This window comes from Intrasporangium oryzae NRRL B-24470, assembly GCF_000576595.1.
Classification (GTDB): domain Bacteria; phylum Actinomycetota; class Actinomycetes; order Actinomycetales; family Dermatophilaceae; genus Intrasporangium_C; species Intrasporangium_C oryzae.
On the sequence record NZ_AWSA01000001.1, the window covers coordinates 87,655 to 111,344 of the forward strand.

The 23,690-nt window shown below is 72.1% G+C and carries 20 protein-coding genes and 1 tRNA gene; 5 read left to right on the forward strand and 16 right to left on the reverse strand.

Annotation, left to right across the window (positions count from 1 at the left end):
- Nucleotides 1-19 precede the first annotated feature (19 nt).
- Both N865_RS00410 and N865_RS00415 read left to right on the forward strand, forming a co-directional pair.
- Nucleotides 20-2,569, forward strand: a complete 2,550-nt coding sequence (locus tag N865_RS00410) for an HAD-IC family P-type ATPase (protein ID WP_051509721.1) — start codon at nucleotides 20-22, stop codon at nucleotides 2,567-2,569.
- A 90-nt stretch (nucleotides 2,570-2,659) separates the two neighbouring features.
- Entirely contained in the window at nucleotides 2,660-3,916 is a 1,257-nt protein-coding gene (locus tag N865_RS00415; protein WP_034800323.1) for an MFS transporter, read from the forward strand.
- A 130-nt stretch (nucleotides 3,917-4,046) separates the two neighbouring features.
- Here N865_RS00415 and N865_RS00420 read toward each other — a convergent pair whose 3' ends face one another.
- From N865_RS00420 to N865_RS00435, 4 genes are all read right to left on the reverse strand, one after another.
- Entirely contained in the window at nucleotides 4,047-4,547 is a 501-nt protein-coding gene (locus N865_RS00420) for a GNAT family N-acetyltransferase (protein WP_034800325.1), read from the reverse strand.
- A 100-nt stretch (nucleotides 4,548-4,647) separates the two neighbouring features.
- On the reverse strand, nucleotides 4,648-6,177 hold the full coding sequence (locus N865_RS00425) for a fatty acyl-CoA synthetase (protein WP_034800327.1): 1,530 nt from the start codon (nucleotides 6,175-6,177) through the stop codon (nucleotides 4,648-4,650).
- A 219-nt stretch (nucleotides 6,178-6,396) separates the two neighbouring features.
- A complete protein-coding gene (locus tag N865_RS00430) occupies nucleotides 6,397-6,720 on the reverse strand; it encodes a hypothetical protein (protein WP_034800329.1) in 324 nt (107 codons plus the stop codon).
- A 46-nt stretch (nucleotides 6,721-6,766) separates the two neighbouring features.
- Nucleotides 6,767-7,201, reverse strand: a complete 435-nt coding sequence (locus N865_RS00435; RefSeq protein ID WP_034800330.1) for an Hsp20/alpha crystallin family protein — start codon at nucleotides 7,199-7,201, stop codon at nucleotides 6,767-6,769.
- Between the two features lie 141 nt (nucleotides 7,202-7,342).
- Here N865_RS00435 and N865_RS00440 point away from each other — a divergent pair, with 141 nt between their 5' ends.
- On the forward strand, nucleotides 7,343-7,621 hold the full coding sequence (locus N865_RS00440) for a MerR family transcriptional regulator (RefSeq protein WP_034800333.1): 279 nt from the start codon (nucleotides 7,343-7,345) through the stop codon (nucleotides 7,619-7,621).
- Nucleotides 7,622-7,707: 86 nt separating this feature from the next.
- Here N865_RS00440 and N865_RS00445 read toward each other — a convergent pair.
- Nucleotides 7,708-7,781 (reverse strand) — tRNA-Thr (locus N865_RS00445).
- 193 nt (nucleotides 7,782-7,974) lie between these two features.
- On the opposite strand from N865_RS00445, the gene N865_RS00450 reads away from it, so the two are divergent.
- On the forward strand, nucleotides 7,975-8,904 hold the full coding sequence (locus N865_RS00450; protein ID WP_034800482.1) for an NADP-dependent oxidoreductase: 930 nt from the start codon (nucleotides 7,975-7,977) through the stop codon (nucleotides 8,902-8,904).
- 112 nt (nucleotides 8,905-9,016) lie between these two features.
- On the opposite strand, the gene N865_RS00455 is transcribed toward N865_RS00450, so the two are convergent.
- From N865_RS00455 to N865_RS00505, 11 genes are all read right to left on the reverse strand, one after another.
- Nucleotides 9,017-10,774 carry an alpha/beta hydrolase gene (locus N865_RS00455; RefSeq protein WP_157557489.1) on the reverse strand — a complete coding sequence of 586 codons (1,758 nt, stop codon included), beginning with the start codon at nucleotides 10,772-10,774 and terminating at the stop codon, nucleotides 9,017-9,019.
- A complete protein-coding gene (locus N865_RS00460; RefSeq protein WP_034800338.1) occupies nucleotides 10,705-12,576 on the reverse strand; it encodes an alpha/beta hydrolase in 1,872 nt (623 codons plus the stop codon). Before N865_RS00460 ends, N865_RS00455 begins: the two co-directional genes overlap by 70 nt.
- Nucleotides 12,570-14,105 carry an alpha/beta hydrolase gene (locus N865_RS00465; protein ID WP_034800340.1) on the reverse strand — a complete coding sequence of 512 codons (1,536 nt, stop codon included), beginning with the start codon at nucleotides 14,103-14,105 and terminating at the stop codon, nucleotides 12,570-12,572. Before N865_RS00465 ends, N865_RS00460 begins: the two co-directional genes overlap by 7 nt.
- Nucleotides 14,106-14,229: 124 nt before the next feature.
- Nucleotides 14,230-15,381, reverse strand: coding sequence for a DNA polymerase III subunit delta' (locus tag N865_RS00470; protein WP_034800341.1), 1,152 nt, complete (start codon nucleotides 15,379-15,381; stop codon nucleotides 14,230-14,232).
- Nucleotides 15,378-16,046, reverse strand: a complete 669-nt coding sequence (gene tmk / locus N865_RS00475; protein WP_245603612.1) for a dTMP kinase — start codon at nucleotides 16,044-16,046, stop codon at nucleotides 15,378-15,380. The genes N865_RS00470 and tmk overlap by 4 nt, the downstream gene beginning before the upstream one ends.
- 324 nt (nucleotides 16,047-16,370) lie before the next feature.
- Nucleotides 16,371-17,405 carry an aspartate-semialdehyde dehydrogenase gene (locus N865_RS00480; RefSeq protein ID WP_034800342.1) on the reverse strand — a complete coding sequence of 345 codons (1,035 nt, stop codon included), beginning with the start codon at nucleotides 17,403-17,405 and terminating at the stop codon, nucleotides 16,371-16,373.
- Nucleotides 17,406-17,647: 242 nt separating this feature from the next.
- Entirely contained in the window at nucleotides 17,648-19,243 is a 1,596-nt protein-coding gene (locus tag N865_RS00485; protein ID WP_034800343.1) for a thiamine pyrophosphate-binding protein, read from the reverse strand.
- Nucleotides 19,240-20,238 (reverse strand): agmatinase, encoded by a 999-nt coding sequence (speB, locus tag N865_RS00490; RefSeq protein WP_051509725.1) that lies wholly within the window; start codon nucleotides 20,236-20,238, stop codon nucleotides 19,240-19,242. The genes N865_RS00485 and speB overlap by 4 nt, the downstream gene beginning before the upstream one ends.
- A gap of 3 nt (nucleotides 20,239-20,241) precedes the next feature.
- Nucleotides 20,242-21,045: an amino acid ABC transporter ATP-binding protein gene (locus N865_RS00495; RefSeq protein WP_084327810.1), complete on the reverse strand. Its 804-nt coding sequence runs from the start codon at nucleotides 21,043-21,045 to the stop codon at nucleotides 20,242-20,244.
- Nucleotides 21,045-21,947, reverse strand: a complete 903-nt coding sequence (locus N865_RS00500) for an amino acid ABC transporter permease (protein ID WP_034800488.1) — start codon at nucleotides 21,945-21,947, stop codon at nucleotides 21,045-21,047. Before N865_RS00500 ends, N865_RS00495 begins: the two co-directional genes overlap by 1 nt.
- Before the next feature lie 5 nt (nucleotides 21,948-21,952).
- On the reverse strand, nucleotides 21,953-22,870 hold the full coding sequence (locus tag N865_RS00505; protein ID WP_034800345.1) for an ABC transporter substrate-binding protein: 918 nt from the start codon (nucleotides 22,868-22,870) through the stop codon (nucleotides 21,953-21,955).
- A gap of 152 nt (nucleotides 22,871-23,022) precedes the next feature.
- Here N865_RS00505 and N865_RS00510 point away from each other — a divergent pair, with 152 nt between their 5' ends.
- Complete coding sequence (locus N865_RS00510; protein ID WP_034800346.1) at nucleotides 23,023-23,610, forward strand: cupin domain-containing protein; 588 nt, start codon at nucleotides 23,023-23,025, stop codon at nucleotides 23,608-23,610.
- Nucleotides 23,611-23,690: the final 80 nt, after the last annotated feature.

A 23,690-nucleotide genomic window follows, 5' to 3' on the forward strand; every position in this document is an offset into this window, starting at 1 on the left:
CTGCCGGGAGAATGGGCGGGTGACCACGGACGCGGTTGGGACCGGCGAGGCAGGGCCACGGGTCGAGGAGACCGGGCTGACGACGGCCCAGGTGGCCGAGCGCGTCGAGCGCGGGCAGGTCAACCGCCTCGCCGAGCGCACGTCGCGGTCGCTCGGGGAGATCTTCCGCGCCAACGTCCTGACGCGGTTCAACGCGATCCTCGGCGCCCTCTTCGCCCTCGTCATGGTCACCGGGTCCTACTTCGACGGGCTCTTCGGCCTGATCCTCGTCGTCAACTCGACGATCGGCATCGCCCAGGAGTACCTCGCCAAACGGAAGCTCGACCGGCTCGCCCTGCTCAACGCACCGACGACCCGCGTCGTGCGCGACGGCGAGGTGCGCGTCGTGCCGACCGCCGACGTCGTCCTCGGCGACCTCATCGAGCTGCGGACCGGCGACGAGGTCCCCGCCGACGGCCGGCTGCTCAGCTCGGCCGGGCTCGAGCTCAACGAGGCCAACCTGACGGGCGAGTCCGATCCGGTCGCCCACGCGCCCGGCGACGAGATCCGCTCGGGAACGAGCGTCGTCGCGGGGTCGGGCCGGTACCACGCGAGCGCGGTCGGGGCCGACGCCTACGTCAACCGGATCGCAGCCGACGCGAGGAGGTTCACACGGACCCGCTCGGAGATCCAGGAGTCGATCAACACCCTGCTGAAGTACATCACCTGGGTCATCGTCGTCGCCCTGCCCCTCACGATCTGGTCGCAGTGGCGCTCGGTCGGCGACCAAGGGTGGCAGGCCGTCACGATCCGCTCGGCCGCCGGCATCGTCGGGCTCGTGCCCGAGGGGCTCGTCCTGCTGACGTCGGTCGCGTTCCTCATGTCGGCGGTCCAGCTGACGCGCAGGCAGGTGCTCGTCCAGCAGCTGCCCGCCGTCGAGGGCCTCGCGCGCGTCGACGTCGTCTGCCTCGACAAGACGGGGACGCTGACCGCGGGCGAGATCGCCTACGAGGGTCTCGAGGCGCTGCCCGGGCACGACGCCGACGAGGTCCGGCGCGGCCTCGGCGCGCTCGCCGACGACCCCAACGCCAACGGCACGCTCGCGGCAGTCGGGGCGGCGGTGCCCTCACCCGGCTGGACGCGCACGGGAACGGTCCCCTTCAGCTCCGCCCGCAAGTGGAGCGCCGCGAGCTTCGACGGGCAGGGGGGCTGGGTGCTCGGCGCCCCGGAGGTGCTCCTGCCAGCGGACGACCCGCTGCGGGCGCACGTGGCCGAGCTCGCCGCGTCGGGCCGCCGCGTGCTCCTGGTCGGCCGGAGCGACGGGCTGCCGGCTGCCCCGGTGTCCGGAGGCGAGGCCGGGTCCGCCCAGGCCGGCTCCCCCGCGGCGGGGAACGGGGCCGAGGGGGACACGGCAGGGCGCGACGTGGCAGGGCGCGGCGAGGCAGGGCGCGACGTGGCAGGGATGCCGTCGCCGCCCGCGGGCCTCGTGCCGGCCGGGCTGGTGACCCTGACCGAGCAGATCCGTCCCGACGCGCGGGAGACCCTCGCCTTCTTCGCCGCCCAGGACGTCGACATCAAGGTGATCTCGGGCGACAACCCCGTCACCGTCGGGGCGGTCGCGAGAGCGGTCGGGCTCGACGTCGGTGAGCCGGTCGATGCACGCACGCTTCCCGAGGACCCGGAGTCCCTCCGCGACGCCGTCGAACGGACGACCGTCTTCGGGCGGGTGACGCCGGAGCAGAAGCGCGCCTTCGTCCACGCCCTCCAGGCCGGCGGCCACGTCGTCGCGATGACGGGCGACGGGGTCAACGACGCGCTCGCCCTCAAGGACGCCGACATCGGCGTCGCGATGGGCAACGGGGCCCAGGCGACGAAGGCCGTCGCCGAGCTCGTCCTGCTCGACGGCAGGTTCTCGCACCTGCCGGACGTCCTCGCCGAGGGCCGTCGCGTCATCGGCAACGTCGAGCGGGTCGCCAACCTCTTCGTCGCCAAGAACGCGATGAGCCTCGTCGCGATCCTCTTCGCCGCCCTCTTCGCCGTGCCCTTCCCGTTCCTGCCGCGCCACCTCACCCTCGTGTCCACCCTGACCATCGGCATCCCGGCGTTCTTCCTCGCCCTCGGGCCGAACCACCGCCGCTACGTGCCCGGGTTCCTCGACCGGATCCTCTCGTTCGCCGTTCCTGCGGGCGCCATTGCCGGGCTCGCGGTCATCGTGTCCTACCTGCTCGCGGGCAGCCACTACGGCGTCCCCAAGGACGAGCTCGTCAGCCGGTGCGGGATCGAGTCCGGCACCTCCCCCACCGACGTCGCCTGCTGGCAGCCCGGCACCGGCGCGACCATCACGCTCCTCGTCGTCTTCTTCTGGATCCTCGCCGTGCTCTCCCGGCCCTTCCGGTTCTGGAAGGGGATCCTCCTCGCGACGATGGTCACCGCGGCCACGCTTGCCTTCCTCCTCCCGGCCGCCCGCGAGTTCTTCACCTTCGACGCCCCGGCGCCGCTCGTCTGGGAGTCGCTCGCGGTCGGTGCGGTCGGGGCCGCCGCCGTCGAGGCCCTCCACCGTTTTTTGGCCGCTCGCGCGCCTCGGCCGTAGAATCGGCCCTGCACAGGGCTCCGGCGTGCCTGTTGGGCGGGAAGGTACGCACCCGCTTCGCGTACCCCGCGACCATCCCCGGAGCCGCTCGTGTCCCCCATCGATTCCTACCGGCGCCTCGTCGGCCTGACCGGTCCGACCTATGTCGTCGTTGCCTTCCTCGCCCGGATGCCGCTCGCCATGAGCCAGCTCGGCGTCCTGCTCCTCGTCGCCGGGACCACCGGCAGCTACGGGGCCGGCGGAGCCTGCGCCGGGGCCCTCGCCGTCGCCAACGCGCTCGGCGCGCCCCTCTGGGGAAGCCGCGCCGACCGTCTCGGCCAGCGCCGCGTCGTCGCCGTCCAGTCGGTCGCCGGGGCGCTCGCGCTCGCCGCCCTCCTCGTCATCGTGAGCTCGGGGCTGCCCTGGGGCGTCGCGGCCGTCGCGAGCGCCGTCGCAGGCCTGCTCATGCCCCAGATCGGCCCGCTCGCGCGGGTTCGCTGGCGGCCGATCACCGCCCAGTCCGGGCCGCACCAGGCGCGGCTCGTCGACGCGGCCTTCTCCTACGAAGGTGCCGCCGACGAGGCGTCCTTCGTCCTCGGACCGGCCATCGTCGGCCTCGGGGTCTCCGTCGCGAGCCCGACGACGGCCCTCACCGGCGCGGCGGTCGCGCTCGCTGCGTTCGGCACGTGGTTCGCCCTGCACGAGACGGCCACCCTGACCCATGCCGCGACCGCCCGGGCCAGGTCGGCCGCGGCCCGGCTCCTCACCCCGGCCCTCGTCGTCCTCTGCGTGGCCCAGCTGCTCATCGGCGCGGTGTTCGGGTCGGTCCAGACCGGGACCTCGGTTCTCGCGACCGATGCCGGGTCCCCCGGCCTGACGGGCTACTTCCACGCTCTCCTCGGCATCGGCAGCGTCGTCGCGGGCCTCGCGATTGCGGCCCTGCCCGCCCGGTTCGCCCTGACGAGCCGGCTGCGGTGGTTCGCCGTCGGCCTTCTCGTCCTCGCGGCGCCGCTCCTGCTCGTCGGGTCCCTGCCCGCGCTCGCGCCGGCGCTCCTCGTCCTCGGGTGCACGGTCGCGCCGTACATGATCACGACCTTCACGCTCGGCGAGCGCGTCACTCCGCCCTCGCGCACCGGGGCCGCGATGACGCTCCTCGCGTCGGCGACCGGGCTCGGCTACGCCCTCGGTGCGGCCGTCGCGGGCCGCCTCGCCGACTGGGGCGGACACACCCCCGCATATGCCGTGACCGTCGCCGCAGGTGCCCTCGCAGTCCTGCTCTCGTGGGCGGCGCGCCCCGTGCTCGCCCGGGCCGAGGGCGTCGCTGCAGCCGAGGCCGTCCCAGTCCCGGCTGAAGCCGCTGCGGCCTAGCTCGTCCGACGCCGGTGGCCGGTAGCCGGTGGCCGGTGGCCGGGAACGTCTTCGACGACGTGACGGACCCGGGCCCGACCTGGACCTGGACCGTCGAGCCCCGAGCACGTCGAGGACCGGCGTCGGCCGCCTACGGTCGCCGGAGAACGCCGTCGGTCCGCGGGACGCGGAGCCGGAGTGCGGGGTGGTCGGTCGGCGCGAACCCGAACGACTCGTAGAGACCCGCCCCCTCGCCCGTCGCGAAGAGCTCGAGCTGGCCGGCATCCGTCTCGTCCCGGAACCACGCGAGGAGCTCATCGAGGCACGCGCGTGCGAGGCCCTGGTGTCGCGCGGCGGGCAGCGTGACCACGTTGGACACGATCCCGGAGACTCCTCCTGGGTTCGTCGGGGACGGGGCCTCGTACCTCAGTCGACCCATGGCGCTCGCGACGACGGCACCGGACGGGTCCTCGGCGAGGACGACGCAGGTATGCCGTTGGGCGAGCTCCCGCTCGAACCAGGCCCTGGCGGCCTCGCGCCATCGAGCCTCGTCCACACCCGGCACGCCCATGGCCTCGAACATCAGGGCTCGGAGCGTGACGAGGACCGGCGCATCGGAGGGTTGTGCTCGCCGGATCGGGTTGGGGGTCAACGGATTCCGTCCATCTTCAGCAGGGCGGGTCGGCGCACGGGGCCTGTTTGCACGTCTGGGTCGATCGTCGAGGGCACGCCGGTCGAGGCCTCGGGACGGATCATCGTCGAGGCGCGTCGGCGCGCAGCTCACGCTTGAGGATCTTGCCTGAGGCGTTGCGGGGCAGCGCGTCGATGAACTCGATCCGCTTGGGGATCTTGAACGAGGCCAGCCGCTCGCGCAGGTGGGCCTCGAGCTCCTCCGCGGTCACGTCGCCCCTGCGCACGACGAAGGCCGAGACGGCTTCGACCCACTTCTCGTCGGGCATGCCGACGACCGCGACCTCCGCGACGGCCGGGTGGGTGTAGATGGCGTCCTCGATCTCGCGGGAGGCGACGAGCACTCCCCCGGTGTTGATGACGTCCTTGATCCGGTCGACGACGAAGACGTATCCAGCCTCGTCCATCCGCACGAGGTCCCCGGAGTGGAACCAGCCGCCGGTGAAGGCCTCCTCCGTCGCGGCGGGGTTGTCGAAGTAGCCGTCGCAGAGCTGTGGCGAGCGGTAGACGATCTCGCCGCTCTCGCCTGCCGCCACGTCGTTGCCCTCGGGGTCGACGACCCGGGCCTCGACGAAGAGCACCGGCCGGCCCGCGGAGTCGGGACGCTCGCGGTGCTCCTCGGGCCGGAGCACGGTGCAGAGCGGAGCCACCTCGGACTGGCCGAAGCAGTTGTAGAAACCGACGGCGGGTGCCTTCTCCTGCAGGCGCTGGAGGATCGGCCCGGGCATGATCGACGCCCCGTAGTAGGCCTTCTGGAGGCCGTCGAGGTTGCGGGTGGCGAAGTCGGCATGGTTGGCCATGGCGACCCAGAGCGTCGGCGCGGCGAAGAAGGCCCGGTGGCCATCCTGCTCGATGCGCCGGAGGATCTCGCCGGCGTCGGGCACCTCGAGGAGTGTGTTCGTCGCGCCGATCGCGAGCCACGGCAGGAGGAAGACGTGCATCTGCGCCGAGTGGTAGAGCGGCATGACGTGGAGCGGGTGGTCGTCGGCCTGCAGGTCGAGCGCGACGAGGCACGAGAGGTACTCGTGGACGAGCGCCTTGTGGCTCATCATCGCCGCCTTGGGACGCGAGGTCGTCCCGGACGTGTAGAGGAACTGGGCGAGGTCGCTGTCGGCGACATCGACGTCCACCTCCGGCACCTCGCCCTCCCTCGTCACCGTGAGCAGCGAGTCTGCGGTGTCGCGCAGGGCGATCCGGTGCTCGATCGAGCGCGCGACCTCCTCGTCGACCCGGTCGAGCTGCGGCGCCAGACCGGGGTCGACGAGGACGGCGCGGCTGCCGGACTGGCCCAGGAGGTAGGACAGCTCGACGCCCGTGAGGTTGTAGTTGAGCGGCACGTGGACGAGCCCGGCCCGGGCGCAGGCGAGGAAGGCGATGAGGTAGGCGTCGGAGTTCTTCCCGTAGGCCGCGACCCGGTCGCCCTTCTCGAGCCCGAGACCGAGCAGGTGGCCGGCCGCGCGGGACACGGCGGCGTCGAGGGCGGCATACGTCCACTCCCGGTCCTCGAAGCGGAGAGCCACCCGCTCCCGGAAGGTCTGCGCGCTCCGGCGGACGATGCCGTCGACGGTGCTGCTGCGTGTGAGCAGGGACATGGGAGCTCCTTCGCTCGGGCCTCGCCTGTGGGATCCGGTCGGGGGCCGGTTGCGCTCAACCTAACCACCCACCGAGCCTCCGTGACGGAGTGGCCACGGACAGACACGGGAGGATCCCCACCCGGCCGCTGGCGCCCGGTGGGGACCCTCTCTCGTGCGTCGTCTCACCCTCCTGAGCTCAAGGGGTAGAACCCGTGCAGGACCCTTCGCGTGAGCCCATCACCGGTCGGGCGGCGAGCGCTGCCGGCTGCGTCCTTCGAGGTTGGCCCTCGCCTCGCGGTACAGGGGCGAGGCCGCGGGGCGAGGAGCCGTCCCGCCCCGGGGCGCCGGGCCGGGTGCCGGCACCGGCGGACGCTCGGCCGGCGTGCCCGGTTGCCCGAGCTCGGCGACGATCGCGGCGAACTCGACGTCCACGAGGTCGGGGTCGGCGCAGATCAGCTCGGCGAACGCCGCCTCGACGTCGATGTCGACGTCGAGGTCGGCGTCACGACCCCACGCTCCGGTGGGTGGAGCCGTCCTCGGCTCGGTGGTCGCGATGGTCATGGCGATGCCCTCTCGAGTCCACGACGTTGCCAGGCGCCGTCGCCGCTCAGGCGCCGATCGCCTGGCGATCGTTGCGGCCTTCGGTGCGGATCTCGATCCGCCTCGGCTTCGCGTGCTCCGCGACCGGGATGCGCAGGGTCAGCACCCCGCCGTCGTAGGAGGCCGCGATCCGTTCGGTGTCGAGCGTGTCGCCGAGGACCAGCTGTCGGCTGAAGACGCCGCGCGGACGCTCGGCCGCCACCAGCTCGACAGCCTCCTTCGGTCCCGGGCGTTCGGCCCGGACCGTGACGACGTTGCGTTCGACGTCGAGCTCCACCGTGTCGGGGTCCACACCGGGCAGGTCGAGCGCGACGATGAACTGGTCTCCCTCGCGCCAGGCGTCCATCGGCATCACCGAGGGGCGTGCGAGGGTTCCGGTGCCTCCGAACACCTGCTGGCTCAGGCGGTCCAGCTCGCGGAACGGGTCAGGGCGCAGCAGCATCAGTCCCACCTCCGTCTGTTTTCGATACTCCGATTCGTCGGCCCACAGATCCCGTGATCTATGGGATGCGCCATAGATTTCTTGTAGCACTGATGACACAATCAGGCAAGACCCCCGAGCCAGAGAGGACGGCGATTCCTGATGACCGGCGAGTCCCCCGTCGACCCCGAGCGCGGGGTCTACGGCATCTCGGTCGCCGCCGACCTCGTCGGGATGGGCATCCAGAACCTCCGGCTCTACGAGGCCCGGGGCCTGCTCGACCCGGACCGGACCGAGGGCGGGACGCGCCGCTACAGCGCCAACGACCTCGACCGGCTGCGTCGCATCGGCACGCTCCTCGACGCGGGCCTCAACCTCGCGGGGATCGCCATGGTGCTGCAGCTCGAGGGCCGGATCGTGGAGCTCGAGGCGAACCGGTAGCACGATCATGACGACAACGGAGCGGGTCCGGGCCTCAGCGGCCAGAGAGCAGAAACGCCCCCCGGCGGACCGGGGGGCGTCATCTGAGCCGCTTGTCGGAATCGAACCGACGACCTATTCATTACGAGTGAATCGCTCTGGCCGACTGAGCTAAAGCGGCGCACGGACCCTCACGCGAGCGTGTCGGGCACGGTTGTTGAGTATACGCATCGGCTCCCTCGGGAGTGAAATCGGGACCCGGCCGGCAGCCCGTCGGGAATGCGTGAGCCACGATCCGTCCTTGTCCATGGAGGCCCATCGCGGCCCGTCCCCCTCTTGCCCCGACGCGAAGGAGCTCTTCCATGTCCGACACGATGCGCGCCATGACCTACGACACGTACGGCGGCCCCGACGTGCTCGCCCTCACCGAGCAGCCCCGGCCCAAGGTCGGACCGGCCGAGGTGCTCATCCGGGTCCGGTCGGCGGCCGTCAACCCCGTGGACTGGAAGGTCATGTCGGGCGGGCTCGACGCCGTCATGGACGTCCGCTTCCCCGTCGTGCCCGGCTGGGACGTCGCCGGGGTCGTCGAGGCGGTCGGGTTCGACACTCCGGAGTTCGCGCCCGGCGACGAGGTCTACGCCTACGCCCGCAAGGACTACGTGCACGGCGGCACCTTCGCCGAGTACGTCAGCGTCCCCGCCCGCTCGGTCGCCCGCAAGCCCGCCTCTCTCTCGTGGGACGAGGCCGCCGGCCTCCCCCTCGCCGGTCTCACGGCCTGGCAGCTGCTCACCCGACTCGGCGTCCGTGAGGGCGACACGGTCCTCGTCCATGCGGCCGCGGGCGGTGTCGGCTCCCTCGGCGTCCAGATCGCCAAGGCTCTCGGCGCCCGCGTCATCGGCACCGCCTCGGAGCGCAACCACGACCGCCTCCGCGCGCTCGGCGCCGAGCCGGTGACCTACGGTGACGGCGTCGTCGACCGGGTCCGCACCCTCGCACCGAGCGGGGTCGACGTCGTCGCCGACTTCGTGGGCGGGGTCAGCGACGTCACGACGGCCGTCCTCGCCGAGGGTGGCCGGCACGCCTCCATCGCCGATGCCACCGTCGCCGAGAAGGGCGGCACGTGGATGTGGGTCCGCCCGAGCGGCGCCGACCTCGACGAGCTCACCCGGCTGGTCGATGACGGCCGGCTGTCCGTTCCCGTCGCCGCGACCTTCCCCCTCGAGGAGCTCGCCGACGCCTTCCGCCTCAACATGGAGGGCCACACGGCCGGCAAGATCGCCGTCCGGGTCTCCGACGACGACTGACCTGCGCGCCTGACCTGGGCGTCGTCGACGACACCGACCCGGGACGTATGCCGCTCAGCTCGCTGGGTGAGCGGCATACGTCACGGCGTGGCGAGGTCTCCGGCGCGCCCGCTCACTCCTTGGCGCAGATCGTCGACGGCGCCGGGACGAGATCGTCGACGAGGTAGTCGTCGACGACACGGTCGATGCAGTGGTTGCCCGCGGAGTACGCGCCGTGGCCCTGCGCGTCGACGGTCACGAGGGCCGAGTTCTGGATGGCCCGGGCCATCCGACGCGTCCCGAAGATCGGTGTCGTCGGGTCGTCGAGGTTGCCGATGACGAGGACCGGGGTCTTCGCGTCGACGAGGACGACGAGGTCCGAGCGGACCGTGCCCTTCCAGCCCTTGCAGGAGTCGGCCCAGCTGCCGGCGAGGTGGGCGTAGAGCGGGTGCTTGTCGAGGACGGACCGGCTCGGCTGCATGTCCTCCGTCGGGTCGTAGGGCCAGTCGGCGCAGCGGACGGCCAGGTGTGACACCTCGTAGCCGCCGTACGTCCCGTCGTCGGCCCGGTCGACCGTGTTCATGGCCATCCAGACGAGCCCGGTCCCGTCGCCCTCGTCGATGGCCGAGCTCAGGGCTCCCTCCATGTCGTCGTACGAGTCCGGGAACTGGAGCACGGCCCCCAGCGCGGTGACCGCCCACCCCTCCGTGAGACGCGGGATGCCCATGGCGTCGCTCGGCAGGGGGTGACGGTCGAGCCCGTCGAGGAAGCTCACGAGCCGCCGCGCCGCCGTCGTGCGGTCGGAGCCGAGCGGGCAGTCCCCGCTCTTGGCGCAGTGGTCGAAGAACTCGTCGAAGGTCTGGTCGACGCCGTCCGCGTCGGAGGACGCCCAGTCGTCGACCTGCTGCTGGGTCGCTCCCGCCGCCGCGAAGACGTCGGGGTTGACGGCCGAGTCGATGACCATGAGCCCGATCCGGTCCGGGAACCGCTTGCCGTAGAGCGCGCCGAGGAGCGTGCCGTAGCTGATGCCGACATAGTTGAGGTGGGTGTCCCCGACCGCGTCGCGCAGGATGTCGAGGTCACGGGCGACGTTCTCGGTGCCCATGTTGCGGGCCAGCTCGCCCCCGCGACGGAGGCAGCCCTCGACGCGGTCGGTCCGGCCTTTCAGCAGGGCAGCCCGCTCGGCGGCGGTGTCGGGGGTGGGGTCGGCGGCATACATCGCGTCGAGGTCCTTGGTGCGCAGGCACGGGAAGCCGCCGGACTCGCCGATGCCGCGCGGGTCGAACCCGACGACGTCCCAGACGTCCCGGACCCGCGTCGAGAAGAACGACGACGCGTGGCGCGCGAACTCGATCCCCGACGCGCCCGGGCCACCCGGGTTGATGAAGAGCGTGCCCTTGCGCATCGACGGCTTCGTCGCCGGCACCTTGCGCAGGGCGATCCGGACCGTCGCGCCGTCCGGGTGCGCGTAGTCGACGGGGACGCGGACGCTCCCGCAGCGGTCGCGCTTCGAGCCGGGGCAGGGCGCCCAGGCGATCTTCGCGCCGTAGAACCGCGCGAGCTCGGCCGGCACGGTGGACGTCGGCGCCTCGAGGACGACCGAGCTCGGGAACTCGACCCCAGCCCCTGTGTCGCTGCTGCCACCGGTGGAACCGGTGGAGCTCGCCGTCGGCGTCGGTGTCGCCGAGGTGCCCCCGGGGGTCGGCCGCGTGGTCGACGCAGCGGCGCGTCCGCCCTCGGCGGGCGCCCCCGGGCTGCCCGTCGCCAACCCGATCAGCACCGCGAGGACCACGACGGCGAGGCCCGCGGGTCGGAGGCGGCTCAGCAGGACGTGCCGTTGCGCGGCACCGTCCCGCGGATCAGGTAGTCGTCCACCACGGAGTCCACGCACGAGTTGCCAGAGTAGTAGGTCCCGTGCCCGTCATGGTCGGAAGTGACCAGAATGCCCGAATCGAGGTCCTTCGCCAGCTGCTTGGTCCCGCCGATCGGGGTCGCCGGGTCACGGAGGTTGCCGATGACGAGGATCGGCGCCGCCCCGACGGCGAGGGTCGAGCCCTTCGGGGTGCGTCCGGGGGCCGGCCACTTGGCGCAGTTGTCGTAGAGCTCGCCCGTCATCCGGGCCCAGAGCGGGTGGTCCGCCTGCGCCTTGCGCTGGGCGGCGCGCAGGCTCGCGGAGGAGCTCATCCGCGGCCAGTCCGCGCACCGCACCGGGATCATGGCCGGCAGGTAGGAGCTGTCGGCGTAGTGCCCTGCCGCGTTGCGCTCGACGACGGCCATGCCGCGGGCGAGGAGGATGTCGCCCCGGCCGGTCATCGCCTGGGCGAGACCCCGGTTGAGCGTCGGCCAGTAGCTGTCGGAGTAGAGGCACATGAAGATCGCGAAGTTGACCCAGCCCTCACCGATCGTCGCCAGCCCGGGCTTGCTCGTCTTGAGGCCGTGGCGCTCGACCTGGTCGAGGAGGTCGACGATCCTGCCCTTCGCCGCTGCCTTGTCGTGGCCGAGGGAGCAGGTGGGCTGGGAGACACACCAGGCGATGAAGGCATCGATCGACGATTCGAAGCCCTGGATGTCGTAGGTCATCTCCTGCTCGTCGGTCTGGTTGGGGGACATGGCCGAGTCGAGGACGAACCGGCCGACCTTCTTGGGGAAGAGGTCGGCGTAGATCGCCCCGAGGAACGTGCCGTACGAGCCGCCGAAGAAGTTGAGCCGGTCGTCGCCGAGCAGGGCGCGCATGACGTCCATGTCGCGGGCGACCTCGGTCGTGCTCATGTGCAGCGCCCGCTGACCGCCCCGGGCCGCGCAGTGCTCCGTGACCGCATCGGCATCGGCGATGAGCTTCGTGCGCTCGGCCGCCGTGTCGGGGGTCGGGTCGTCGCTGAAGAGCAGGTCCATGTCGCTGTCGGTGAGGCAGCCGACCCGGTCGGAGGCACCGATGCCCCGCGGGTCGAATCCGACGATGTCGTAGGACTCGCGCACCGCCTTGCTGAAGGCGTAGGCGGCGTACTGGGCGTACTGGACCCCGGAACCGCCCGGGCCGCCGGGGTTGACGAGGATCGAGCCGAGCCGCTTGGACGGGTCGAGCGCGGGGACCTTGCGCATCGCGACGGTGAACCGGTCGCCGTCGGGCTTGGCGTAGTCGACCGGCACCTCGAGCGTGCCGCACTCGTGACGGGGGTTGTCGGGGCAGGGGCTCCACGCGACCTTCTGCGCGTAGTAGGCCTCCAGCGACGCCGGGGCGCCGGCGCTCGGGCTGGGCGAGGACGTGGCGCCCTTGCCGGGGCTCGCGGACGGCGCGCCCGAACCCGTCGGCACCCGGGTCGACTCGGCGGTCTGCGTCGACCGGCCGCCCAGCCCCCAGAAGGTGAGGGCGGTCAGGGCGAGGAGGGCGAGGGCCGTCACGGCCGCGACGACGGTGAGGCCGCGCGACCGTCGACTCGCCGGCCGTCCGCCCCGCGACGCGGCCATCTGGGGCTCAGCCTTCAGCGACGCCCTCAGCGACGCAGTCAGCGACGCCGTCACGTCCGACGCCGTCACGTCCGACGCCGTGGACGGGTGCGGGGCACCCGGCCCGCCGGGCCCCGACGGAGTGCGGCCGCGACGACGGGCACCGAACAGCGCGGCCAGCTCGGCAGCACGCTCCGGCCCGTCGGGCAGCTCGGGGAGGTCCTCGGGGCGAGGGGCGTCGTTCAGCATGTCAGTCCGTCCTTGGGAGCCTGGCCCTGGACGTACCAGGCGTCGATGGCGTTGTCGATGCAGTCGTTGCTCCGGCCGTAGGCCGTGTGCCCGTCGCCGTTCCAGGTGACGAGGACCGCGTTGGAGAGCTGGTCACGCAGCCGCTTGGACCATTCGTAGGGCGTCGCCGGGTCGCGGGTCGTCCCGACGACGACGATCGTGTTGCTTCCCGCAGCCGACACCGTGTGCGGCGGGGCGCCCCCCTTGACCGGCCACACGCCGCACGGGACCTGGCCCCAGGCGAGGAACGGACCCCAGGTCGGCGCCACCACGCTGAACTTCTTGGCGTTGGCCTCGTACGAGGACAGGTCGGGGCTGTCCGGCCGGTCGAGGCAGTTGACGGCGTAGATGCTCTCCATGAGGTTGTCGCTGTAGGTGCCGTTCGGGTTGCGGTGCGTGTACGAGTCGGCGAGCGACATCAGGCCGGAGGCGCTCCCCGACTTGGTCTCCTCGAGGGCGGCCGTGAGGATCCCCCACATGCCCTGGTCGTAGAGCGCCTCCCCGAGCCCGTAGGACGCCCACGCCTCGGTGAGGTGGGGCATCTTGGGGTCGCCCGTCGGCAGCGGGTCGGTGTCGGCCCGGCGCAGGAAGTCTCGGATCCACGCCATCCCCTCGTCGACGCTGCCGCCGATGGGGCAGTCGCCCTGGTCGACGCAGTCCTGGACGTAGGAGCGCGTCGCGCGCTCGAAACCACGAGCCTGGCCCTCGGCGAGCTCGGTGCTCGACAGGTCGGGCGGGACGACGCCGTCGAGGACGAAGCGGCCGACGCGCTCAGGGAAGAGGTCGGCATACGTCGAGCCGATGAACGTGCCGTAGGACTTGCCGAGGTAGGTCAGCTGCCCCTCCCCGAGGGCGGCCCGGAGGATGTCCATGTCCTTGGCGACGTCGACGGTCGACAGGTGTGGCAGGAGGCGGGCGTTGCGGGTCTCGCAGCCGGCAGCCAGGGTCTTCGCCTCGCTGACGACGTCCTGCTCCTCGGCCGTGGAGTCGGGCGTCGGGTCGGTGCCGAGGAACTGGTCGAGCCGGCCGTCGCTGAGGCAGTCGACGTGGGCCGACCGACCGACGCCCCGCGGGTCGAAGCCGACGATGTCGAAGTACCGGTGGACGTCGGGTCCGACGTTGACCCCGACCGCGTAGTTGACGCCGGAGGCACCCGGGCCGCCCGGGTTGACGACGAGCGAGCCGATGCGATCTCCCTGGTCGCCCGCCTTGACGCGGAGCACCTTGAGCGCGATGTCGCCGTCGCCGGGTCTGGCGTAGTCGATGGGGACGGTCAGGTCCGCGCACTCGTACTTCGTGCAGGGCTTCCACGCGAGCTGCTGGCTGTAGTAGCGCGCGAGCTCGGGCGTCGGGGGAACCGTCGCTCCCGGGAGGTCGGACGGCAGGACGAGCGGCACTGCGGGAGTGCTGCACGCTGCGGCGCCGAGGACGATCGCCGCGACCGTGCCCAGGGCAGCGAGCGCTCGGGCGGCGCGGGTTCGTGGCGTCATGCCCGAAACGGTAACCCGGCGACCCGTGGAACCGCCCAACGGTCCGTCCCCGCCTCGCGCCCGACCCGGCCGTATGCCGCTGAGCCGGCCCAGCGGCATACGGTGCCCTCGCGCGGGAGCCGGCTCAGAAGCCGAGGTCGCGGGGCAGACGCAGCTGGAGGGCCATCGCCTCGAGGGCGAGCAGGGGCGGCACGTTGGCGTTGATGCGGTCGCGGGCCTCGTTGATGGCGTCCATCGCACCGAGGAGCTGCTCGGCGGTGAGGACGCCCGACAGCGCCCGGACCTTGTCCATCGCGTCGGGGTTGACCAGGGCGACGTCGGACCCGAGCCGGAGCACGAGCGCGTCGCGGTAGACCGACGTGAGGTCGACGAGCGAGCGGTCGATCATGTCGCGGGCGTGGCGGGTGGCCCGGGTCTTCTGCTCCTTCTCGAGGGAGGCGACCTGGGCCCGGACGTGCGGGGGTTGGGTTCGTGCCGTCGGGTCGGCGCCGAGCGTCTCGAGGAGGCGGGCCTTCTCGGCCGCGTCGCGCTCGGCGCTGCTCGCGGTCGACTCCTCGTCGGCGATCTGGGCCAGGTCGGCGGCGGCGCCGATCGCGTCGCCGACGCCGATGATCTTCGTCGCCATCGCGATGACGTCGCGGCGACGGATCCGGGCGCCCTCGTCGCGGGCCAGGCGTCGCGCGAGCCCGACGTGGGACTGGGCGGCCCGGGCGGCATAGAGGGCCATCGGCGCGTCGATGCCGTCGCGGCGCTGGAGGAGCTCGGCCACGGCCTCGACGGGGGGCGTTCGGAGGCGGACGTGCCTGGAGCGGGAGCGGATCGTGATGATGACGTCCTCGAGGCTCGGCGCGCAGAGCATCCAGACCGTGCGCGGCGTCGGCTCCTCGAGCGCCTTGAGGAGGGCGTCGGCCGCGCGCTCGGTGAGGCGGTCGGCGTCCTCGACGATGATGACCCGCCAGCGCCCGACGGACGGCCGCATCGCCGACTCCTGGACGAGCGCCCTCGTGTCCTCGACCTTGATCGAGAGGCCCTCGGTGGCGACGACCTTGACGTCGGCATGCGACCCGTCGAGGGCGGTGCGGCACTCATGGCACTCGCCGCAGCCCCCCTGCGGGCACTGGAGGGCCGCCGCGAAGGCTCGCGCCGCGACGGAGCGACCGCTGCCGGGCGGCCCGGTGAAGAGCCACGCGTGCGTCATGGCGGCATCGTCGACGACGGCTCGAGACAGCGTCTCGATGGTCGGCTCCTGGCCGATGACGTCGCGCCAGACGCTCATGCCCGTGCCCCGAGGAGGGCTTGCACCGCGTCGAGGACCTGCTCGTGGATGTCGCGCGGCGGCAGGCCGGCATCGATGACGAGGTAGCGCTCCGGGTCCCGGGCGGCGAGGTCGAGGAAGCCCTGACGCACCGCCGCGTGGAACGCGTCGCCCTCCGACTCGAGCCGGTCGTGCACCTCGCCGCGCCGAGCCCGGCCGACCTCCGGGGAGACGTCGAGCACGACGGTCAGGTCGGGAAAGAGCCCGCCGACGGCCCAGTGCTGGAGCTGGCGGATCTCGTCGGCGCCGAGGTCGCGGCCGGCGCCCTGGTAGGCGATCGAGCTGTCGGTGTAGCGGTCGGTGATGACGACCCTGGCCTCGGCGAGGGCCGGCCGGATCAGCTCGTCGACGTGGTGGGCCTTGTCGGCGGCGAAGAGCAGCGCCTCGGCCCGGGGCGAGACGTGGCCGCCGTGCAGGACGAGCTCGCGGATCTGGGCGCCGAGCGGCGTGCCGCCCGGTTGGCGAGTGACGACGACGTCGCGGCCGCGTTCCTCGAGAGCCTCGGTGAGGAGCAGGACCTGGGTGGACTTGCCGGCACCGTCGCCGCCCTCGAAGCACAGGAAGAGCCCGGGCGCCGTCGAGGCACGAGGAGGCTCACCTCCGAACAACTGCCCCGGCTCCGTCACGGGTCCGAGCCTATTCGACCCCGGTGACCGTGGGCCGCCGGCCACCGGTTGGCGGGTGGCGGTGGACGACCCCGATCCCGGCGATCAACCTGCAGATCACCTGGCGCCTGGTGTTGCTGGAACAGCACCAGGCGCCAGCTGATCCGCCGCCAGACCCGCAACCCGATCAAACTGCAGATCACCTGGCGCCTGGAGTTGCTGGAGCAGCACCAGGCGCCAGCTGATCCGCCAGCTGATCCGCCGGCTGATCGCGTCCCAGCCCAGGGCAGAGGTATGCCGCCGGGCTGGCTCAGCCCGGCGGCATACGGAAGGTGCGTGGTCGCGTCACCGACGAGCGAGCAGCTCCTCGGCGATCTGGACGGCGTTGAGCGCGGCGCCCTTGCGCAGGTTGTCACCGACGACGAAGAGCACGAGGCCCTTGCCCTCGGGCGCCGCCTGGTCGGTGCGGACGCGCCCGACGAACACCTCGTCGCGACCGGCGGCCTCGAGCGGGTTGGGCACGTCGGCGACGATGACGCCGGGGGCGTTCTTGAGCAGGTCGAGCGCCTCCTCGGGCGTGAGGTCGCGCTCGAACTCGGCGTGGATCGCGAGGCTGTGGCCCGTGAACACCGGCACGCGGACACAGGTCCCCGAGACGCGCAGGTCGGGGGCGTGGAGGATCTTGCGCGACTCGTTGCGCAGCTTCTGCTCCTCGTCGGTCTCGAGCGAGCCGTCGTCGACGATCGAGCCGGCGAGGGGCACGACGTTGAAGCCGACGGGCACGGCATACACCTGAGCCTCCGGCACCGCGACCGCACGCCCGTCGAGCGCGAGGCCCGTCGGGTCGCCCGCCTCGTAGGCGCCGCGCAGCTGGCGGTCGAGCTCCTGGACGCCCTTGCCGCCCGAGCCGCTCACGGCCTGGTAGCTCGACACGTGGAGGCGGACGAGGCCGGCCTTCTCGTGGAGCGGCTTGAGCACGGGCATCGCGGCCATCGTCGTGCAGTTGGGGTTGGCGACGATGCCCTTGGGGATGTCGTCGAGGTCGTCGGCGTTGACCTCGGACACGACGAGCGGGACCTCCGGGTCCTTGCGCCACGCGCTCGAGTTGTCGATGACCACGGCGCCCGCCGCGGCGACCTTGGGGGCGAGCTCCTTGGAGGCCGCGCCGCCGTTGCTGAAGAGGGCGATGTCGATGCCGGAGAAGTCCGCCGTGGCGGAGTCCTCGACGGTGATGTCCTTGCCCTTGAAGGGGATCGTCGTGCCGGCAGACCGCGCCGACGCGAAGAACCGCACGTCGTCGAGCGGGAAGTCCCGCTCCTCGAGGAGGGCGCGCATGACGCCACCGACCTGGCCCGTTGCTCCGAAGACTCCGACTCGCATGTCACGAGGGTACGGCGCGGTGGCCGGGCGCCCGGCACGCGTTCACGTTTCGGTCACCGGTCACCGGTCACCGGTCGCCGACGGATGCCGCCGTGGGCCCTCGGGCCGAGGCGCCGCGTCACGCGGGCTGCTGGGCCGTCTGCTCCACCCAGGAGTGCCGGCCCCCGATCAGAGCAGACGGCACAGCAGGCGACCCCGCAGCCGGCGGGAGCGGAGCCGGCTGCGGGCGTATGCCGCCGGGCTCAGACCCGGTGGAGGATGACCGTCGGGCGGTCGGCGGACAGGGCCGAGGCCACGGCCCGGCCGAGGTCCGCCGCGTCGTCCACCGCGATGCCGTGCGCGCCGATGGCCTTGGCGAGCGCGGGGAGGTCCGGCCGGTAGAGGTCGACCGCCTCCGGCGTGATGCCGCGGTCGACCATCTGCTCGCGGATCTCGGCGTAGCCGCCGTTGTCGACGACGACGACGGGCAGCCCCAGGCCGAGCTCGGTCGCGGTGACGAGCTCCTGGATGCTGAACATCGCCGCTCCGTCGCCGAACAGCGCGACGACCGGGCGGCCGGGGTCGGCGACCTTGGCACCGATGGCCGCGGGAAGGCCGTACCCGAGGGTCGCGTAGCCGGTCGGGTAGAGGAGGCGGTTGGCGGTGCCGAAGGGCCAGTAGTGGACCGTGCCGTAGTACGTCACCTGCGAGCTGTCACCGGCGACGACCGTGTCGGCGGGCAGGGCAGCCGCGAGCGACCGCTGGATCTGCGCCCACGGCTCCGATCGCTCGTCAGCCTCTGCGTCGATGCGGCGGCGGGCCTCGGCGGCGCGCTCGGCCGGCCACGAGGGCGCACCGGCCGCGTGCAGGGCCGCCACGAGCTCGCCGAGGACCGCGGCGGCATCACCGAGGAGGGGCACGTCGGCCCGGACGTTCTTGTGCAGCTGCCTCGGGTCGAGGTCGACGCGGATGACGGTCCGTTCCCCCGCGCGACCGGGCGCGACGACCCCGCCCCAGAGGTCGGAGTCACCGAGCTCGCTGCCGACGACGAGGAGCACGTCGGCATCGTTGACGACCTCGTGCGCCGCGACGAGACGGGCACTCGCGCCGAGGGCAGCGGCATGCCGCTCGTCGAGAACGCCCTTGCCGTTCACCGTCGTGAGGACCGGGATGCCGAGGTTCGCCAGCGCCGCGACGTGGTCCGCGGCGCGACGTGAGCCGCCGCCCGCGATGACGACCGGACGCGACGCACGGGCGAGAGCGGCGGCTGCCGCCTCGACGGCCCGGGCGCCGGGTCGCACCGGTTCCGGCAAGGGTCGTCGCGCGCCCGGGCGACGCAGCCACTCCCCTTCGAGGACGTCGACGGGGACCTCGAGGTGGACCGGACGGGGTCGCCGGGTGGCGAACCCCTCGAAGATGTCGGCGACGACCTCGGGGATGTCGTCCGCGCGCTCGACGCGGATGCTGCGGTCGGTCACCGCCTCGAGGGCGGCCTGCTGGTTCTTCAGCTCGTGGAGCCAGCCGACGTCGGCACCGACCCGGCCGCGCGGGGCGCCGGGCGAGATCGCGAGGGTCGGCACCGAGTCGGCGTAGGACGTCGCGAGCGCGGTGACGGCGTTCGTGATGCCGGGCCCCGAGGTCGTGACCAGCACGCCGGGACGGCCACTGACGCGCGCGTAGCCGTCAGCGGCATACCCTGCGCCCTGCTCGTGACGCGTCACGACGTGACGGATACCAGACCCGCGCAGGTGACGGTAGAGCTCGAGGTTGTGCGTGCCCGGGATGCCGAACACGTCGGTGACGCCGTGCGCGACGAGGGCGTCGATGACGGCCGCCCCGCCGCTGACCAGCTCACTCATCGCCGGCCTCCCCCGCGGTGCCCGGTGCCCGGTGCCCGCTCTGCCCGCTGGTCGCGCGGCGCCATCGCGCTGATCAGCTCGTATGCCGCATGGGCAGCGGCGATGCCCGTGACCTCGGCGTGGTCGTACGCGGGCGCGACCTCGACGATGTCGGCGCCGACGAGGTTGAGCTCTGCGAACGCCCGGAGGATGCCCAGCAGCTCCCGGCTCGTCAGCCCACCCGCCTCGGGGGTTCCCGTCCCCGGCGCGAATGCCGGGTCGAGGACGTCGATGTCGAGGGAGACATAGGTCGGGCGGTCGCCGACCCGTGCCCTGATCCGCTCGACCGCGCCGCGCCAGCCGAGGTCGTCCATGTCGTGGGCTCCGAGGACCTGGAAGCCGAGCATCTCGTCGTCGGTGAGGTCCTGGCGCGAGTAGAGCGGGCCCCGGATGCCGACGTGCATGCTCCCGGTCTGGTCGATGAGCCCTTCCTCGCTCGCACGACGGAAGGGCGTGCCGTGCGTGACGGGCGCGCCGAAGTAGGTGTCCCACGTGTCGAGGTGAGCGTCGAAGTGGACGACGGCGATCGGGCCGTGGACCTCCTCCATGACGCGCAGGAGCGGCAGCGCGATCGTGTGGTCGCCGCCGATGGTCATGAGCCGGGCGCCGCGTTCGACGATGCTGCGGGCACCGGCGTCGATCTGGCGGACGGCCTCCTCGATGTCGAAGGGGTTGCACGCGATGTCGCCGGCATCGACCACCTGCTGGGTCGAGAACGGCTCGACGTCCTGGACCGGGTTGTAGTTGCGGAGCAGCCTGGAGGAGGCGCGCACGTGAGAGGGGCCGAAGCGGGCCCCGGGCCGGTAGCTGACACCGGAGTCGAAGGGGACACCGACGACCGCGACGTCGACCCGGTCGACCTCGTCGATGCGCGGCAGCCGCGCGAAGGTCGCGGGCCCGGCGAAGCGCGGCGTGACGGTCGCGTCGACCGGGCCGCGTGCAGGGGTGGAGCTCATGGGTCAGATCACCTTGGAGAGGAACGAACGGGTACGGGGGTGCTGGGGGTTGGTGAAGACGTCGCTCGGGGGGCCGGCCTCGACGATGACGCCGCCGTCCATGAAGACGACGCGGTCGCAGACCTCACGGGCGAAGCCCATCTCGTGCGTGACGACGATCATCGTCATGCCGTCGGCGGCGAGACCCTTCATGACGTCGAGCACCTCCCCCACGAGCTCGGGGTCGAGGGCGGAGGTCGGCTCGTCGAAGAGCATGAGCCTGGGCTGCATGGCCAGCGCTCGGGCGATGGCGACGCGCTGCTGCTGGCCGCCGGAGAGCTGGGCCGGGTACGCGGCCGGCTTGTCGGCCAGGCCGACCCGCGCGAGCAGGTCCGTCGCGGTCTGCCGCGCCTCGGTTCGCGCGACGCCCTTGACGAAGACCGGTGCCTCCATGACGTTCTCGAGGGCGGTCAGGTGGGGGAAGAGGTTGAAGCGCTGGAACACCATGCCGACGTCGCGACGGGCCGTCGCGATCTCCCGGGGCTTCAGCTCGTACTTCTTGCCGCCCGCGCGGCGGTAGCCGACGAGGTGCCCGTTGACGCTGATCTCGCCGCCGTCGATGCTCTCGAGGTGGTTGATGCAGCGCAGGAACGTGCTCTTGCCGGACCCGGACGGGCCGAGGAGGGAGACGACCTCGCCCGGCCGGACCGCGAGGTCGATGCCCTTGAGGACCTCGTTGTCACCGAAGTGCTTGCGCACTCCGACGGCCTCGACCATGAGGGGTTCCATGACGGGTGCGGCATGCGTTGTGGTGCTCGGGCTGGTCATCAGCGGCCTCCGAAGGAGAAGCGGGTCCGGCGGACCGGCGAGGACAGGACGCCGCGGCTCATCCGCCGCTCGATGCGGGCCTGGATGACCGTCAGGACGGTCGTGAGGACGAGGTACCAGATGCTCGCGACGATGAGCAGCGGGATCTGCTGGAAGTTGCGCCCGTAGATCAGCTGCACCGTCGTCGTCAGCTCGGGCAGGCCGATGACGAGGGCGAGCGAGGTGAGCTTGAGCATCGAGATGACCTCGTTGGCCGTCGGGGGCACGATGACCCGTGCGGCCTGGGGCAGGATGACGCGGCGGTAGGTCAGGGCCGGACCCATGCCGAGCGCGTGGGCCGCCTCGACCTGGCCGCGGTCGACCGAGCCGATGCCGGCGCGGACGATCTCGGCCATGTAGGCGGCCTCGTTGAGTCCGAGGCCGAGGATCGCCGCGGCGAACTGGCTGATCACCGTGTTGGTCGAGACGGAGAACAGCTCGGGACCGAACGGCACGCCGAGGCTGATGTTGGGCAGGACCGTCCCGAGGAAGAACCAGAAGAGCAGCTGCACGAGGATCGGCGTCCCGCGGAAGACCGCCACGTAGGTTGCCGCGACGATGCGCAGCAGCGGGTTGTCGGACAGGCGCATGATCGCGAGGACCGTGCCGAGGGCGACCCCGACGAGCATGGCGACGACGGTGAGCTCGATCGTCGTGAGCAGGCCGCGGAGGACGGAGCGCTCGAAGAGGTAGCCGACGACGAGGTCGAGTCGCAGCTGCGGCGTCGTCAGCAGGAAGCTGACGAACATCGCGACGAGGACCGCGAGCACGACGGCGGCGACCCACCGCCCCGGGTGCCGCAGCGGGACGATCGGCTCGTCCGCGTGCGCCGGGGCGGTGGTCTGTTCGACGGTGGTCGCCATGGAGGTCACTTGCCGACGTTGATCGGCGCGCCCGTCAGCGCCTGGTTGGTGAGGTTCCACTTGGCGAGGAGCTGGTCGTACGTGCCGGACTCGATGACCTTCTGGAGGGCGGCCTGGACGGCGTCGCGCAGCTGCGGGTCGCCCTTCGGCACCGGGATGCCGACGGGGAGCGTGCCGAACGGCTTGGCCGGGACCTCGAACGCGTCAGGGGCCTGCTTGACGTTGTAGGCGAGCGTCAGGTCGAGGGCGAGCACGGCGTCGGCGCGCCCGGACTGGAGGGCCTGGACGGCGCTCGCCTGGTCGGGGAACGGCTGCTTGTTGACGGCGGGCTTGCCGGCTGCGGCGCACGTCTTGGTGATGTCGTCGGCGGAGAGGTCACCCGTGGAGCTCTTCTCGACGGCGACGGTGACGCCGCAGAGGCTGTTGGCGTCGGTGAGGCCCTTGGGGTTGCCCTTCTTGACCATGAAGGTGACGCCGGAGTTGAGGTAGTCGACGAAGTCGACCGTCTCCTGCCGGGCCTTCTTGTCGATCATGCTCGTCAGGCCGAGGTCGTAGCGACCGGCGTTGAGGCCGCCGATGATGCCGTCGAAGTTCGTGTTCTGGAAGTCGAACTTCACGCCGAGGACCTGGCCGAGCGCCGCGCCGAGGTCCGCGTCGAAACCGAGGACGGTCTTGTTGTCGGTGTCGAAGTACTCCATGGGCGGGAAGCTGACGCCGCTCGCGACGCGGACGGTGCCGGCCGACGCGATGGCTGCGGGAAGCTTGGCGGCGATCGCGTCGTCCTTCTTGAGGACCGTGGCGGAGGCGGTCGGGGCGCTGCTCGCACCGGCGGGGGCCCCGGCGTCGGCGTCGGGCGCGGCGCAGCCGGAGGCCGCGGCGACCGTGACGAGGGTGCCGACCATCACGAGGTGGCGAAGTCGCATGCTGATCTCCCAATCAGAAAAGTTTCATGAGGTGCAACAAAGGTTGTGTGACGAGAATCGGGGAGGCATGATGTCGTGTCAAGAGGTTGGCTGCGAGAATTCGGAGCCGGTCCGCCTCTGACCCAGCCGGACTCTCGTCTGAAGGAGCTGCCATGCGTCCCGTCCCCGTGTCGCCGACCAACGGGGAGGTGCGGATCGGCGCCAGGCTCCGGGCCGCCCGCCAGGCGAGCGGGCTGACGCTCGACCAGCTGGCCCTCGCCGCGGGCCTGACGAAGGGGTTCCTCAGCAGGGTCGAGCGCGACGAGACCTCGCCGAGCGTCGCGTCGCTCATCACGCTCTGCCAGGTCATGAGCATCGACGTCGGGTCGCTCTTCAGCGCGCCGGAGGCCGAGCTCGTGAGCCGGGCGACGGCGCCCTCGATCAACCTCGGCGGCACCGACGTCAGCGAGCGCCTCATGACGCCGCGCGGGCAGTCACGCCTCCAGCTCATCCACACGACGGCCCAGCCGGGCGGCACCGGCGGCAGCGAGCTCTACACGATCAACTGCGAGCTCGAGGTCCTCTACGTCCTCGAGGGCGAGGTCGACCTGCGGTTCTCCGACCACACGCAGGCCATGCGCGCCGGTGACGCCCTCACCTTTCCCGGCCGCGAGCCGCACACGTGGACCAACACGAGCCGGACCGAGGTGGCCGAGCTGGTCTGGGTCCTCATCCCGGCCCCGTGGAGCGGCAGCAGCTGAGCCCGGCTGCAGCCCAGGGCTCCCAGCGCCGTTCGATGCATCCCACGGTCACCTGCGACCACGGCATACATCGAACGGCG